Origin of the sequence: Xanthobacter sediminis, from assembly GCF_043195015.1 — a bacterium.
Lineage (GTDB): Bacteria > Pseudomonadota > Alphaproteobacteria > Rhizobiales > Xanthobacteraceae > Xanthobacter.
The window spans coordinates 340,539-354,281 of the sequence record NZ_JBAFWH010000003.1 but is presented as its reverse complement, the minus strand read 5'-3'; the positions used below and the strand labels follow the sequence as shown (position 1 = coordinate 354,281).

Annotated in this window: 10 protein-coding genes; 6 read left to right on the top strand and 4 right to left on the bottom strand. The window is 69.1% G+C overall.

The window, feature by feature from the left end; genetic code table 11:
* Positions 1–50 precede the first annotated feature (50 nt).
* The 6 genes from argE (at position 51) to V5F61_RS05660 (ending at position 6,924) form a co-directional block, all read left to right on the top strand.
* On the top strand, positions 51–1,205 hold the full coding sequence (gene argE, locus V5F61_RS05685) for an acetylornithine deacetylase (protein ID WP_393987518.1): 1,155 nt from the start codon (positions 51–53) through the stop codon (positions 1,203–1,205).
* 140 nt (positions 1,206–1,345) lie between these two features.
* A complete protein-coding gene (locus V5F61_RS05680) occupies positions 1,346–2,878 on the top strand; it encodes a 4-hydroxyphenylacetate 3-hydroxylase family protein (protein WP_393987519.1) in 1,533 nt (510 codons plus the stop codon).
* Between the two features lie 139 nt (positions 2,879–3,017).
* Positions 3,018–3,968, top strand: coding sequence for a LysR family transcriptional regulator (locus tag V5F61_RS05675; RefSeq protein WP_393987520.1), 951 nt, complete (start codon positions 3,018–3,020; stop codon positions 3,966–3,968).
* Between the two features lie 250 nt (positions 3,969–4,218).
* A complete protein-coding gene (locus V5F61_RS05670) occupies positions 4,219–5,202 on the top strand; it encodes an ABC transporter substrate-binding protein (protein ID WP_393987521.1) in 984 nt (327 codons plus the stop codon).
* 70 nt (positions 5,203–5,272) lie between these two features.
* Positions 5,273–6,079: an ABC transporter permease gene (locus V5F61_RS05665; protein WP_393987522.1), complete on the top strand. Its 807-nt coding sequence runs from the start codon at positions 5,273–5,275 to the stop codon at positions 6,077–6,079.
* The gene (locus V5F61_RS05660) at positions 6,076–6,924 is read left to right on the top strand and encodes an ABC transporter ATP-binding protein (RefSeq protein WP_393987523.1); all 849 of its coding nucleotides are present in this window, start codon (positions 6,076–6,078) and stop codon (positions 6,922–6,924) included. Before V5F61_RS05665 ends, V5F61_RS05660 begins: the two co-directional genes overlap by 4 nt.
* A 32-nt stretch (positions 6,925–6,956) precedes the next feature.
* On the opposite strand, the gene V5F61_RS05655 is transcribed toward V5F61_RS05660, so the two are convergent.
* The 4 genes from V5F61_RS05655 to wecB all read right to left on the bottom strand — a co-directional run bounded on the left by V5F61_RS05655 (position 6,957) and on the right by wecB (position 13,553).
* Positions 6,957–7,814, bottom strand: a complete 858-nt coding sequence (locus V5F61_RS05655) for an alpha-amylase family protein (protein WP_393987524.1) — start codon at positions 7,812–7,814, stop codon at positions 6,957–6,959.
* A 228-nt stretch (positions 7,815–8,042) separates the two neighbouring features.
* The gene (locus V5F61_RS05650; RefSeq protein WP_393987525.1) at positions 8,043–10,157 is read right to left on the bottom strand and encodes a glycosyl transferase family protein; all 2,115 of its coding nucleotides are present in this window, start codon (positions 10,155–10,157) and stop codon (positions 8,043–8,045) included.
* 20 nt (positions 10,158–10,177) lie between these two features.
* Entirely contained in the window at positions 10,178–12,331 is a 2,154-nt protein-coding gene (locus V5F61_RS05645; protein ID WP_393987526.1) for a uroporphyrinogen decarboxylase/cobalamine-independent methonine synthase family protein, read from the bottom strand.
* Positions 12,332–12,395: 64 nt separating this feature from the next.
* Positions 12,396–13,553, bottom strand: coding sequence for a non-hydrolyzing UDP-N-acetylglucosamine 2-epimerase (wecB, locus tag V5F61_RS05640; protein WP_393987527.1), 1,158 nt, complete (start codon positions 13,551–13,553; stop codon positions 12,396–12,398).
* Between the last annotated feature and the right edge of the window lie 190 nt (positions 13,554–13,743).

Here is a 13,743-nt window from a genome sequence, read left to right as displayed (position 1 = left end):
CGCCCCTCCCCTGCGCGCAACCGCCCGCCGCCCCTGGCGCGGAGACCTCCATGACCGAGCGATCCCTCGACCTTCTCGAAAGGCTCGTCGCCTTCCCCACCATCTCGTCCGCCCCGAACCGGGAGCTGGTCGCCTTCCTGGTGGAGTTCCTCGCCGCGCGCGGCATCGCAGCCACGCTGGTGCCCAATGCCGAGGGCACCAAGGCCAACCTGTTCGCCACCATCGGCCCGCGCGACACCGGCGGCGTCATGCTCTCCGGCCACACCGACGTGGTGCCGGTGGAGGGCCAGGCCTGGACCGGCGATCCCTTCCGGCTGCGGGAGGAGGACGGGCGCCTCATCGGCCGCGGCACCACGGACATGAAAGGCTTCCTCGCCTGCGCGCTGGCGGCGGCCGACCGCGCGTCGCGCATGGCGCTGGCGGTGCCGCTGCACCTCGCCTTCTCCTATGATGAGGAGATCGGCTGCGTGGGCGTGCGCGGCCTGCTTGATGCGCTGGCGCAGGCGCCGTTCCGGCCGCAGATGGCCATCATCGGCGAGCCCACCTCCATGCGGGTCGCCACCGGCCACAAGGGCAAGACCGCCCTCAGGGCCCTGTGCTGCGGGCGCGAGGCCCACTCCGCTTTGGCGCCCACGGCCCTCAACGCCATCCACCTCGCCGCCGCCTATGTGGAGAAGATCCGCGCGCGGCAGGCGCTGTACGCGGCGCGCGGCGCGCGCGACGACGCCTACGACGTGCCCTACACCACCTTCCACGTGGGGCGCATCGCGGGCGGCACGGCGCTGAACATCGTGCCCAATGCCTGCACGCTGGAGCTGGAGTTCCGCAACCTCGCGCAGGACGATCCGGCGGCGCTGCTCGCGGAGCTGGAGGCCGATGCCGCGGCGGTGGCCGCCCCCTGGAAGGCCGACTTCCCCGAGGCCGAGGTGCGGCTTTCGGCGACCAACAGCTATCCCGGCCTCGCCACGGCGGACGATGCGCCGGTGGTGGCCTTCGCCCAGTCCCTCACGGGCGCCAACGCGCGCGTCAAGCTCGCCTTCGGCACCGAGGGCGGCCTGTTCAGCATGCGCCTCGCCATTCCCACGGTGGTGTGCGGCCCCGGCTCCATGGACCAGGGCCACAAGCCAGACGAATGGGTGGCCAGGGACCAGATCGCCGCCTGCGACCGCTTCATGGACGCGCTGCTGGCGCGGCTCGCCGCCTGAGAAGAAGGCGCTGGTTCGGCCTTTCCGAAGCAATGGACCGGAAAGCGATATTTTCCCCGTCCACGGCCCCGCGACAGGATCGGCCCCGGTGACGGGGCGGCAGGCACGCCCCTCCGCTCTTCGCAGGCAAAGGTCCCGCCATGATCCGCACCGGCGCGCAATATCTCGAGTCCATCCGCGACGGGCGCGAGGTCTACATCAACGGCGAGCGGGTGCTGGACGTGCCCGGCCACCCCATGTTCAAGCCGCTGGTGGATATCCGCGCCCGCATCTACGACATGCAGTGGGAGGCCCGCACGCGCGACGTGATGACCTTCACCCAGGACGGGGAGGTCAACGGCGTCGGCAACAAGCTGCCGATCACCCAGGAGGACTGGTGGGACAAGCGCCGCGCCACCGACTGCGTGATGCGCGAGATCGGCGGCATCGTCACCCGCGTGGGCGACGAGACGGTGGGCGAGATGTGGTCGCTGTTCGACGGGCAGGACGTGCTCAACGAGGTCGACCCGCGCTTCTCCGAGAACATCCGCGACCATATCGACCGGGTGCTCCACCATGACCCCTTCCACGTCTCCGCCAACACCGACCCCAAGGGCGACCGCGCCCGCCTGCCGCAGGAGCAGGACCCGGACATGCTGCTGCATGTGGTGAAGGAGACCGACGCCGGCCTGGTGGTGCGGGGCGCCAAGTACGAGACCGCCGCCGCCTACGCCAATCAGTCCTTCACCAAGCCCACCATCGCCAACTGGGGCGACGCCGCCTTTTCCGACTATGCGGTGGGCTTCATCTGCGATCTCGGCTCGCCCGGCATCAAGCTCATCTGCCGCACCGGCTTCGCGGGCCAGAAGCCGGAGGCGGACTATCCTCTCTCCGGCCGGTTCGACGAGGTGGAGGCGCTGGTCGTCTTCGACGACGTGCTGATTCCCTGGGAGAACGTGCTGTTCTACCGCCACACGCGGGCGGCCATGTTCATCCGCGCCACGCTGCACCGCTACTCGGCCTTCGCCTTCGTGCAGCGCCACCTCGCGTTTGCCGACATGCTGATCGGCGCGGCCCTGTTCAATGCCCGCTCCACCGGCATCGACCGCCAGCAGGCGGTGCAGGAGAAGCTGGCCTCCCTCGCCGTCTACCGCGAGGGCATCAACGCCCACCTCACGGCGGCGGTGACCCTGGCCGAGCGCTCGCCCGGCGGGCTGCTCATGCCGAACCAGTCCCTGCTCTATGCCGGGCGCGTGCACGCCTGCTCCCAGCTCCACGAGGTGATGCACATCGCCCGCGAGCTATGCGGCGGGCAGATCTGCGTCACCCCGGACGCCGCCGCCTTCGCCCATCCGGAAACGCGGCCCTGGCTCGAGAAGTTCTACACCCTCAATGACGAGTGGGCGGCCGAGGACCGCCGGAAGCTGCTGGCCTTCGCCCGCGATCTCCTCAACTCGGACTATGCGGGCCACCGCCTCGCCTTCCAGCTGTTCGCCCAGTCCCCGCCCTATGCGCACCTCGCGGCGGTCTACCGCAACTTCGACTGGGACGGCCCGCTCGACTTCGTGCGCAAATCGGCCGGCCTTTCGGACACCGTGATGGGCGAGGCCACCCGCACCGCCGCCGACAGCGCCGTCTCGCGCTGGTTCGACACCCGCGCCAAGCCTCACGCCAAGCCCCGCGCCGCTGAATGAGGCGGCACGCCCGCCGCCCCGCGCGCCGGACACATTGACACCCCGTTGCATTGCCAGGATCAAGCATCGAGTTGTGCGCCGGGACGGCACACCCCGGGATCGCTCGCGCGGGGGCCCGGAAACGGGGTAGGGGAGGCGCATGCGCTATACGCTGAGGCAACTGGAGTATTTCATCGCGGCCGGCGAGACCGGCTCGATCACGCTCGCCTCGGAGCGGATCAACATCTCCCAGCCCTCCATCTCCACCGCCATCAGCCACCTGGAACAGGAGCTGGGCGTGCAGCTGTTCGTGCGCCACCATGCCCAGGGCCTGTCGCTGACGCCCGCCGGCCGCAAGCTCCTCTCCGAGGCCAAGCACCTCATCGAGCAGGCGGAGGGGCTCTATGCCGTCGCCTCCGAGGCGACCGACCAGGTGCGCGGCCAGCTTTCCGTGGGCTGCATGGTCACCCTCGCCCCCATGATCATGCCGGAACTGTCCCACGGCTTCATGTCCGCCTTCCCCGCCACCCAGGTGCGCCACGTGGAGGCGAACCAGGAATGGCTGCTGGAGGGCCTGCGGCGCGCCGAAATCGACATCGCCGTCACCTACGACCTGCAGATCCCCGACGGCATCACCTTCACCCCGCTCGCCAGCCTGCCGCCCCACGTGGTGGTGAGCGAGGCGCACCCCTTCGCGCGGCTCTCGGCGGTAAGCCTCCAGGACCTGGTGGACGAGCCGCTGATCCTGCTCGACCTGCCCATCAGCCGCGAGTATTTCCTGGCCCTGTTCCTCAAGGAGGGGCTGCAGCCGAAGATCCATTCGCGCTCCGCCTACCAGGAGGTGGTGCGCACCATGGTGGCCAACGGCTACGGCTACACCCTCTTCAACGTGCGCCCGCGCTCGGAGCTGGCGCTGGACGGGCGGCGGGTGGTGCGGGTGCGCCTCTCGGGAGACCACCGGCCGATGGTGGTGGGCACCGCCACCGTCTCGCAGTTCAAAAAGTCCCGCCTGCTGCAGGCGTTCGAGGCCCACTGCCGGTCGTTCATCTCCGATGCCTACATCCCCGGCATGGTGCCGCCGGCTCTCGACCGGCGGGTGCGCAAGCCCTGATCGGCGCGGCCGAAGCGGGGGAGCCCCTACTTAGGCCAAGGCGAGGCAGAACCCTCGAAAAGACTATTTTTGCCGAAGAAGGGTGCGTGTTTAGCTCGTCATCGGAGCTGATCTCCGGGGTTTTACTGAGGTCTGGAAAAGGCTTCCCAGCCTTTCCGCCACCTTGGGAAAGTGTCGGCGTCAGCGTGTTCCACCCCGGTCCGGACCGCCCGCGCGGACCCGGCCGAGACCCGCGACGGAACCCGAAACAATGATCAAGAAGACCTTCCAGACCGCTACCCTTCTCGCCGGCATCGCCGCCGGCCTCGTGTTCGGCGCGCCGGCCGAGGCGGCCAAGATCCGCCTGGGCATGACCACCTGGGTGGGCTACGGCCCGCTCTACCTCGCCCGCGACCTCGGCTACTTCAAGGAAGCCGGCCTCGACGTGGAGCTGAAGACCATCGAGGACGCGGCCATCTACATGGCGGCGGTCGCCTCCGGCGACCTCGACGGCATGGCCTCCACCGTGGACGAGGTGATGAAGTGGCGCTCGCCCGAGTTCTGCTTCAAGTCGGTGCTGGCGCTCGACGACAGCCACGGCGGAGACGGCGTGCTCGCCGGCAAGGACGTCAAGTCGCTCAAGGACCTCAAGGGCAAGCCGGTGGCGCTCAACGAGGGCTCGGTGTCCGAGTTCTGGTTCAACATCCTGCTCGACAAGGCCGGCATGAAGGAGACCGACGTGCAGGTCACCAACATGACCTCCGACGACGCCGCCGCCGCCTTCATCGCCGATCGCGTGCCCGCCGCCGTCACCTGGGAGCCCCACCTCACCGAGGTGCGCAAGTCCGGCAAGGGCCAGGTGCTGATCGATTCCACCGCCACCCCCGGCGCCATCGTGGACACCGTGGGCCTCAAGTGTGATTTCATCGCCGCCAACAAGGCCGAGATCGCCGCCTTCGTGAAGGCCTACTACAAGGCCGTCGAATACCTGAAGGCCAACCCGGAGAAGGCCTACGCGATCATGGCCAAGGGCGTGGGCGGCTATCTCGCCGACCCCAAAGATTTCGCGGACTCCGCCAAGGGCGTGAACTTCTACGACAAGGCCCGCAACATCGAGTTCTTCGGCAATCCGCAGAAGGGTGAGGCGGCCGAGCTCATCCAGCTTGCCAACAAGATCTGGGGCGGCAAGGGGATGATGAAGATGAAGGTGGACTACGACACCCTGGTCGATCCCTCCTTCGCCACCGCCCAGTGACCTCAGCAGCCGGGACAGGCCGCCGCCGGCGCCCCACCGGGGCCGGCGGCACGCCCGCAGGAGACATGACATGACTTCCCGACGCGCACCCTGGGCCTTGATGACCACGCCCTTCAGGGACATCTCCCGCAAGGCCGCGATCACCACCGGGATCGTCGTTTGGGTGATCGTGGTGGCCGCCTGGTGGCTCGTCTCCCACTCCAGCGTGGTGCCGGCCATGTTCCTGCCCTCGCCGGAGAAGGTGTGGGCGGCGGGCAGCCGGCTCATGGCGGACGGCAGCCTCTTCGTCCACACCCTGGCGAGCCTGGAGGTGGTGATGCTGGGCTTCGCCATCTCCTCCGTCCTGGCGATTCCGGTCGGCCTGTGGATGGGCAGCTACCGCGCGGTGCAGGCGGTGCTGGAGCCGCTGGTGAACTTCGTGCGCTACCTGCCGGTGACGGCGTTCGTGCCGCTGCTCATCCTGTGGATCGGCATCGGCATCCAGCAGCGGGTGAGCGTCATCATCCTCGGCACCTTCTTCCAGCAGGTGGTGATGATCGCCGACAGCGCCCGCGCGGTGCCGCGCGACCTCGTGAACGCCTCCTACACCCTCGGCACCAAGCGCTCCGAGGTGGTGTGGCACGTCATCTTCCCCGCCGCTTTGCCGGAGATCCTCGACACCCTGCGCGTCACCCTGGGGTGGGCGTGGTCCTACCTCGTGGTGGCCGAGCTGGTGGCCGCCTCGTCCGGCCTCGGCTACATCACCATCAAGGCCATGCGCGGCTTCCAGGTGGACGTGATCTTCATGGCCATCGCCACCATCGGCGTGCTGGGCCTCCTCTCCGACCTTTTCTTCCGCTTCCTTCGCGCGAGGGTCGCGCCGTGGGCACATCGATGACCGATCTTTCCCCCTCCTCCCCCATGGAACCGGCGCCCATCGAGCTTTTTCCGAAGAAGCGCCGCCCGCTCGGCACGCCGGCGCGGCTCGCCATCGAGAACGTCACGCTGCGCTACGGCGGGGCGGGCGGCACGCTGGCGGTGGACGACGTCTCCATCGACGTGGAGCAGAACGAGTTCTGCGTCATCGTCGGCCCCTCCGGCTGCGGCAAGTCGAGCCTGCTGTATCTCGCCGCCGGCCTCACCGAGGTGACCGCCGGCGACATTCGCGTGGACGGGCATCTCGTCAGCGCGCCGGGGCCGGACCGGGGCATGGTGTTCCAGGGCTACACCCTGTTCCCCTGGCTCACCGTGCGGCAGAACGTGGAATACGGCCCCCGGCGCAAGGGCATCGGCAAGGCGGAGCGCCGCGCCATCGCCGATCGCTACCTCGGCGAGGTGGGGCTCGGCCAGTTCGCGGATGCCTTCCCCTCGCAGCTCTCCGGCGGCATGAAGCAGCGTGTCGCCCTCGCCCGCGCGCTCGCCAACGACCCGAGCGTGCTGTTCATGGACGAGCCCTTCGGCGCCCTCGACAGCCAGACCCGCGGCACCATGCAGAAGCTGCTGCTGCGGGTGTGGGAGCACACCCAGAAGACGGTGCTGTTCGTCACCCACGACATCGACGAGGCGATTCTCCTGGGCGACCGGGTGGTGGTGATGACCGCCCGGCCGGGGCGCATCAAGGCGGAGATCCAGGTGGAGTTTCCCCGCCCCCGCTCCATGGACCTGGTGCTGGAGCCCGAGTTCATCGCCCTGAAGCGCCGTATCCTCGGCCTGCTCCACGACGAGATCGACGAGGAGCACTGAAGGCCTGGCGGCCGGAAGACGCCGGACGCCCCCTACCCGCGCGCCAGCTCGTTGATGAGCGAGCGGCCGAGATAGGTCGGCGCCTCGAACACAAAGGTGTCGAGGCCGCGGTAGGCCTCGATCTGCGGGCGGATCTCGGCGGCGGTGGCGGCGCGCAGCTTGTCGCCGCCGGCGGGGCGGAACGCCTCCAGGATCATGCGGAACCGCGCGCGGCCGAGCTTGGCGATGAGCGCTTCGCCATATTGGCGGGCCGACTGCGGCGTGCGCATGTAGAGCCCCACCCCGTCCTGGAAGAACAGGCCCACGTCCTTCGGCAGCCAGCTGTCCACCCAGTCGGCGAACGGCCCGGCGCCGATGTTGGAATTGTCGTAGGCGCTCACCCACAGGGGCCGCGGCAGGGCGGAGAGCAGCGCCCCCATCTTGGGCGCATCGGCCCAGGTCGGGTCGGCCTCCACCGGGAAATAGTAGCCGGAGGCGCGGAACGGCAGCGGCTTCGCCGCGATGCGGGCCGAGAAGTCCACCAGCGCCGCCACGTTGCGCCGCGCCTCCGGCTCGCTGGCGAGGCTGGCGAGGCCGACAATGATGGAGCGCGCCCACGGCTCACGGGAGATGCGGGCCCAGTTGGGCGGGTCGGCGATGGTTTCCACGCCAAGGCCCGGCACGAAGGCGGTCCCGTTCAGCACGATCCACTGCAGCAGCAGCGCGCGGGCCCCGAGCCGCTCCCACTCCCCATAGGGGTCGAGCGAACCGGCGTGGAGCTGCCAGACGATGCCGTCCACAAGGCCCTCGGGCGCCGGCGTACGACGGTTCATGAGCTGGTCGAGGCCCACGATGCCGAGCACCCCGGCAGCCCCCGCGCCGACGAGCAACGCCTTACGTCGATCCATCATCGCCCTGGCTTATCCCCTCGATAGCATCCGGCCGCCGCGTCCATGCCCTCGGCCGGTCTCCGACCCGCGCCGAACGGGCTTCGTTCGCACATGGCGCGGGCTTGAACGTAGGTTCATGAGAAAGGACCCGCAGGCCTTTGGCTTGCACCATGGCGGGCCCCGCGCCCCCCAAGACGCGGGGCGAAAGCCGGCAGCCTTGGCCGCCGGCCGGTCCGTCTCTCCCCGGCATCAGGCCGGCATGAGCATCAGGCGGTTCTGCTGCTCCTTCATGGCCTCAGCGAGCGCGTCCGGCGTCACCACCCCGCAGCGCACGAGATACTCGCCGATGCGGCCGTCCACATCGGGACGATAGTGCTCCATGGCGGACTCGAACGCCTCGCGCTGCATGAAGCCCTTCTCCAGCAGCAGGTCGCCCAGCAGCGGGGGGGATTGCACCCCCTCGAACGCGTGGCCGGTGCCGCGCACGAGGCGCAGGCCGTCGTTGATCTCGCTCTCGCGGGCGACACGCTGCTCCGGCAGGTCGCCGACCGCGACGCGCAGCTCCTCGAGGGCCTTGTCGGTCAACGGCGAGGACACCGCCACCACCAGGGTGCCGGTCTCGTCGCGCCCGACGGGGATCACCCGATGGCGCACCATGAGGTCCATCGGCAGAAGGTCGTGGAACTCCTTGACCATCTCGGCGGTGACATGGGTGCGCGGCATGTTGCCCTGGTAGGCGATGGCCTCGGCCAGCGTCTCGTCGTCGAGCCAGCCCTTGGAGATGAGGATGCGGCCCAGCGGCTGCTGCTGCCCGCGCTGGATCGCCAACGCTTCCTCCAGGTGCTCCGGCAGCACCGCCTGCCATGTCACCAGCAGCTCGCCGAGCCGCTGGCGCCGGTGGGCGAAGGGGTCGTTCTCCGGGAAGTCGTGCATGGTCTTGTCCCAGACGATGCGCCGACCGAGGAAGATGTGCCCGAGGAACAGCTTCCAGGCCCGAAGGGTGGCCGCGAAGTTCACGAAATTGCCCATCACCACGCGGGGCACGGACATCAGCCCCTGCTCCCAGCCGTAGATGGCCGAGACGAAGTAGAAGCGCTGGATCAAGCGCAGCGCGAACGCCGTCGCGTTGGCCGCCAGCACCATGAGCAGCCAGCCGTCCGTCGCGAAGATGGAGGGATAGCGCTCCGGGATGAAGCCGATCTCGCCGCCGAAATAGATGAGCAGGAACATCACCGCCAGCACATAGGCGATGACGGTGACGATGGAGGTGACCACGCCCTTGCGGTCACGCATCAGGAAGTATTTGGAGGCAAGGCTGCCCTGCCAGCCCATGTGCTGCCAGCCCTGGAAGGCGATGCCCAGCGCCCAGCGCGCCTTCTGACGGTAGGAGGTGCGGAAGGTGTCGGGGAAGAACTCTCGCACGCACAAGGGCATGGAGAGCTGGATCTCCTTGTCCGGACCGAAGCCGAAGAAGGTCTCGCGCTTCACGCGGAATTCCACCGGGAAGCGGGCGATGATGGCCTGCATGTGCGCGTCCTTCAGGCGCGCGCTGATGTCGTAATCCTCGGTGAGGCTCGCGGTGTTGAACACCTCGCCCTGGTCGTGGGTCCGCAGATGCATCACCGCCCGCCGGGAGAAGCAGGTGCCCACGCCCGCGGACGGCACCTCGCCCGCCACGCTCTCGCGGACCACGAGGTCCTTGGCGTGCCATTCGGCGAACTCGTCCATGTAGATGCCGGCAACCAGCTCCGACCAGTGGCGCTCAAGCGACACCACCGGCACCTGGATCATGTCCTTGCGCGGCAGGAGATAATTGAAGAAGCGCAGCTCCAGGGGATGCAGCACGTCCTCGCTGTCGTGCAGGATGAGGCCGGCGAACTCGGTGCCGCTCATCTGCTCGTGCTGGAAGATGGCGCGGACCACCGCGTTGAGGCAGTCCGCCTTGTTGGTGGGGCCGGGATGGCGCAGCTCAACGCGCACCAGCTGCTTGTAGCGCCGGCGCATGCGCTCCACCTCGGAGATGGTCGCCGGATCGTTGGGGTACGTTCCGACGAACACCATATAGCGGCGGTAATCGAGGGTTCGCACCATGTTCTCGATCATGGCGGCGATCACGTCCGATTCCTGCCAGGCCGGGATCATGATAGCGAGCGGCTGCTCGTCCTTCTGATACAGGGCCTGGGCCGACAGCGGACGGATGAACGGCTCGATGGCGAACCGCCGGTACACCCGCCGCGTCCAGTACCACGCGTCGATGAACAGGTCATCGAGCGAGGACAGGAGGATCAGGACCGCCACCACCGCCGACGCATATTCGACCACGACGATGAAGTCGGCGAGCAGGTAGGGCCAGTACAGAGACATGGTGGCGATCCCCCGATGCCTCAGTTGCCCCGGCGACGCACGTAGGACGCGCGCATCAGCAGCAGGAAGAACAGGGCGGCGGCGCCCACGCCCAGCGGCAGGCCCCATTCGGCCGAATTCTGCCACAGGCGCTGCAGGGTCGCCACCGGGCCCTCGGTCTCCGTCACGCGCACGGCACCGGGCTCGGCGCCGGAGGCGGACAGCTCGATCAGGGTGCCGTCCACGCCGACGATGGCCACGTCGCCGCGGGAGAGGCGCACCGGCTTCTGGGGCGTCATGGGCGCCGGGCCGATGGACTGCCACAGGATGCCGCGGCTGCCGTCAGCACGCACCGCCTGCACCAGAGCCACGTTCTTGAGGCCGGTGATGTCCAGGATGCGGGCGTTCTCGTTGCCGCCGACGATGACGCGGTCACCTTCCACCTTCGCCTTCAGGTCGGCGCCCTGGGCGGGCACGTCGAGGGCGAGGAAGGAGCCGTTGACATGGAACGGCACGCCGGTGGGGTTCACCTCGAAGGTGGAACTGGTCCCGGCCGGGACGCCGGCCGCGGCCGCCGCGCGCACCACGCGCACCACGCTGGAGCGGGCCGAGGAGAGGTAGCTGTCGGGCACCACCACGCGGCCGCCGCCGGACATGGACGAGATCACGCCCAGGAAGTCCGCGCCGGAGACCGAGCCGCCGAGCTCGATGGAGGACGAGGGCAGCACCTGGACCGGGAACGCCTGGGGCGTCTCGCGGCAGCGGTCGGAGACCGGCTGGCGCTGGAAGGTCACGCGGAGCTGGTTGCGGGCGCCGAGCGCATAGACCGGAATGGCGGTGGAGATATGCTCGGGCCGGCCGTCGGCGTCGAGGCGCTTGGCGGCGAGCAGCACGTCGTTGAGGAACACCGCGACCACCGGCTCGGTGGTGGAGGCGCCGGGAGCGGCCGCCACGTCGAGGTTCAGGCGGCTCGGCAGGGAGGCGCCGGCGGTGGCGGAGGCGAGGTCGAAGTTCACCGTCCAGTCGCCGCGCGAGAGCACGTCGAGGTTGCCGGCCGCGTTGCCGAAGGTGGAGAGCGGGATCGTGTTGCGCACCGCCGGCTGGGTGTCCACCGAGCGCACGGTCACGTTGCCGGCCGAGATGGAGCCGCGCCAGAAGCTGTCGAACAGCTGCGCGGCCTTGGAGCCGGCGCCGGGCCCGACCGCGATCACCGGGCGCCCGGCGAGGGTCTGCAGGCTCAGCTCGTCATTGGCCACCACCGCGCCGCCGAGGCTCGCCGCCTTGCTGCGCCAGTCGTTGAAGAGGGCCATGTTGGGCCCGCCGAGCCGGGCCGAGAGCGCCTCCAGGGCGCCGCGCACCTGGCTGAGCAGGGTCGGGTCGGCCACCACGATGTCGGCGCCAATAGGAGAGGACGGCAGCAGCAGCAGCGCGCCCACTTCCGCGAGGTCGCGGATGCGGTAGGTGTTGGCGCCCACGAAATTGGAGAAGGGCGCGACCACGCGCAGCGCGTCGGGCACGTCGAGGCCGGACACGTCCACCTCGTCACCCACGGTGGGCAGGGTCTTCACCGCGATGCGCTTGCCCGCGGTCTCGACCGCAAGGCCGAGGCGCCAGGCGGTGTCGAAGCTCTCCTTGGCGAGGGTGCCGCCCGCCACCAGCACCGAGCCGGTGCCGGGCATGGCGCTCCAGGCGGTGGAAAGGTCGCGCACGTGGCTCGCGTCGTAGGAATAGATGAAGCGGCTCGTGGGCATCAGCTTCAGCACGTTGCCGATGGCCCGCTCGTCCGCGCACAGGTCCGAGCTGACGACGGAAGCCCAGGCGACGCCGAAGCGCATGAAGCCGGTGGGCCGCGGCGTGCCGGGCACGTCGATGGTGGTGTTCACCGTGCCCTTGTCGCCCTCGAGCTGGCGGGAGAACAGCGGATTGCCGTCGACCGCGACCACCATGGTGGTACGACCCCCGTCGCCACGCAGGTAGTCCGCATTGACCATGAAACGCGGATTGGAGAGCGGCACGCCCGCCGGCACCGGGATGTAGAGATCGCGCCGCGCGTCCATGCCCTGGAACACCACCGGCGCGTCGACGCCGAGCTCCGTCAGCGTCACCTCGCGGGTGATGAGGCGGTCCTGGATGCGCTCCTGGAGGGCCGAGGCGATGGGATCTGCGGATTGAGCAAGGGCCGATGCTGCGAACAAGGTCAATGCGACCAGGCCGGCCGGGATTGCGCAAGCCGCGCGACGTGCGGGATGAGGTGTCATGTCAATCTCTCACGATGGCGGTTGATGCGAGCGCGACGCCCGAAGGTGCGCGTTGCGGCGATGAGGCGACCTGCGGATCGAACTCCGACACGGAGCGTCCGCAGATGCGATCCACGATGCGGCGGCAGGCCCTGCCGTCGCCGTAGGGGTTGACGCGGTTGGCGAAGCGCGCGTAGGCGCCGGCGTCGTCGAGCAGGGCGCTCACCGCGGAAACGATGGTCTCGCGGCGGGTGCCGACCAGTTGCACCGTGCCCGCATCCACCGCCTCGGGCCGCTCGGTGACGTCGCGCATCACCAGCACCGGCTTGCCGAGCGCGGGCGCCTCCTCCTGCACGCCGCCGGAATCGGTCAGCACCAGGTGGGCGCGCTGCATCAGCCGCTGGAAGGGCAGGTAGTCGAGCGGCGCCACCAGATGCACGTTGGGGCGGCCGGAAAGGGCCTCGTGCACCGGGCCGCGCACGTTGGGATTGAGGTGCACGGGGTAGACGATCTCCACGTCTCCGCGCGCAGACAGGTCCGCGAGCGCCCGGCAGATGTTCAGGAAGCCCTCGCCGAAATTCTCCCGGCGATGGCCGGTGACGAGGACAATGGGCTTGTCCGGGTCGAGCCCCGCGAACGGCTGGTCCAGTTCGGCGGCGAGGGCGGGATCGGCGGCGATGCGCGCCTGGGTGGCCTGGAGGGCGTCGATCACCGTGTTGCCGGTGACGATGACCTCGCCTTCGAGCCGCTCGTTCTCCAGGTTCGCGCGGGAGCGGGCGGTGGGGGCGAACAGAAGGTCGCTCGCCACGTCCACCACCCGGCGGTTCATCTCCTCGGGGAAGGGCTGGTCGAGGTGGTAGGTGCGCAGCCCCGCCTCCACGTGGCCCACCGGAATGCGGCGGTGGAAGGCGGCGAGGGCGGCGGCCATGGCGGTGGTGGTGTCGCCGTGCACCAGCACCCGGTCGGGCTTCACCTCCGCAAGCACCGGATCGAGCGCGGCGAGCGCGGCAGCCGCCAGGGCGTTCAGCCCCTGGTTCTGCGCCATCAGCTTGAGATCGAAATCGGGGCGGATGTCGAACAGGCGCAGCACCTGGTCCAGCATCTCGCGGTGCTGGCCGGTGACGCAGACGAGCGACGTCAGCCCGCGCTCCTCCGCCAGGGCCTGCACCAGCGGGGCCATTTTGATCGCTTCCGGACGCGTGCCGAATATGGACAGAATTCTCAAGGGACCCGCCAGCGCTGATTCGAGGCAGCCGGACATGACGGGAGAGTGTCAAGAGCCCAGATACCCACCTTTGTGTGTGTCGCCAAAAGACGTGCGACGCAAGCCAAGCCTGAATCTATGCCTAATTTTACCCTATACCAGATTA

Coding starts and splice junctions, on each gene's coding strand:
- argE (WP_393987518.1), top strand. CDS start 51: ATGACCGAGCGATCCCTCGACCTTCTCGAAAGGCTCGTCGCCTTCCCC.
- V5F61_RS05680 (WP_393987519.1), top strand. CDS start 1,346: ATGATCCGCACCGGCGCGCAATATCTCGAGTCCATCCGCGACGGGCGC.
- V5F61_RS05675 (WP_393987520.1), top strand. CDS start 3,018: ATGCGCTATACGCTGAGGCAACTGGAGTATTTCATCGCGGCCGGCGAG.
- V5F61_RS05670 (WP_393987521.1), top strand. CDS start 4,219: ATGATCAAGAAGACCTTCCAGACCGCTACCCTTCTCGCCGGCATCGCC.
- V5F61_RS05665 (WP_393987522.1), top strand. CDS start 5,273: ATGACTTCCCGACGCGCACCCTGGGCCTTGATGACCACGCCCTTCAGG.
- V5F61_RS05660 (WP_393987523.1), top strand. CDS start 6,076: ATGACCGATCTTTCCCCCTCCTCCCCCATGGAACCGGCGCCCATCGAG.
- V5F61_RS05655 (WP_393987524.1), bottom strand. CDS start 7,814: ATGATGGATCGACGTAAGGCGTTGCTCGTCGGCGCGGGGGCTGCCGGG.
- V5F61_RS05650 (WP_393987525.1), bottom strand. CDS start 10,157: ATGTCTCTGTACTGGCCCTACCTGCTCGCCGACTTCATCGTCGTGGTC.
- wecB (WP_393987527.1), bottom strand. CDS start 13,553: ATGGCCCCGCTGGTGCAGGCCCTGGCGGAGGAGCGCGGGCTGACGTCG.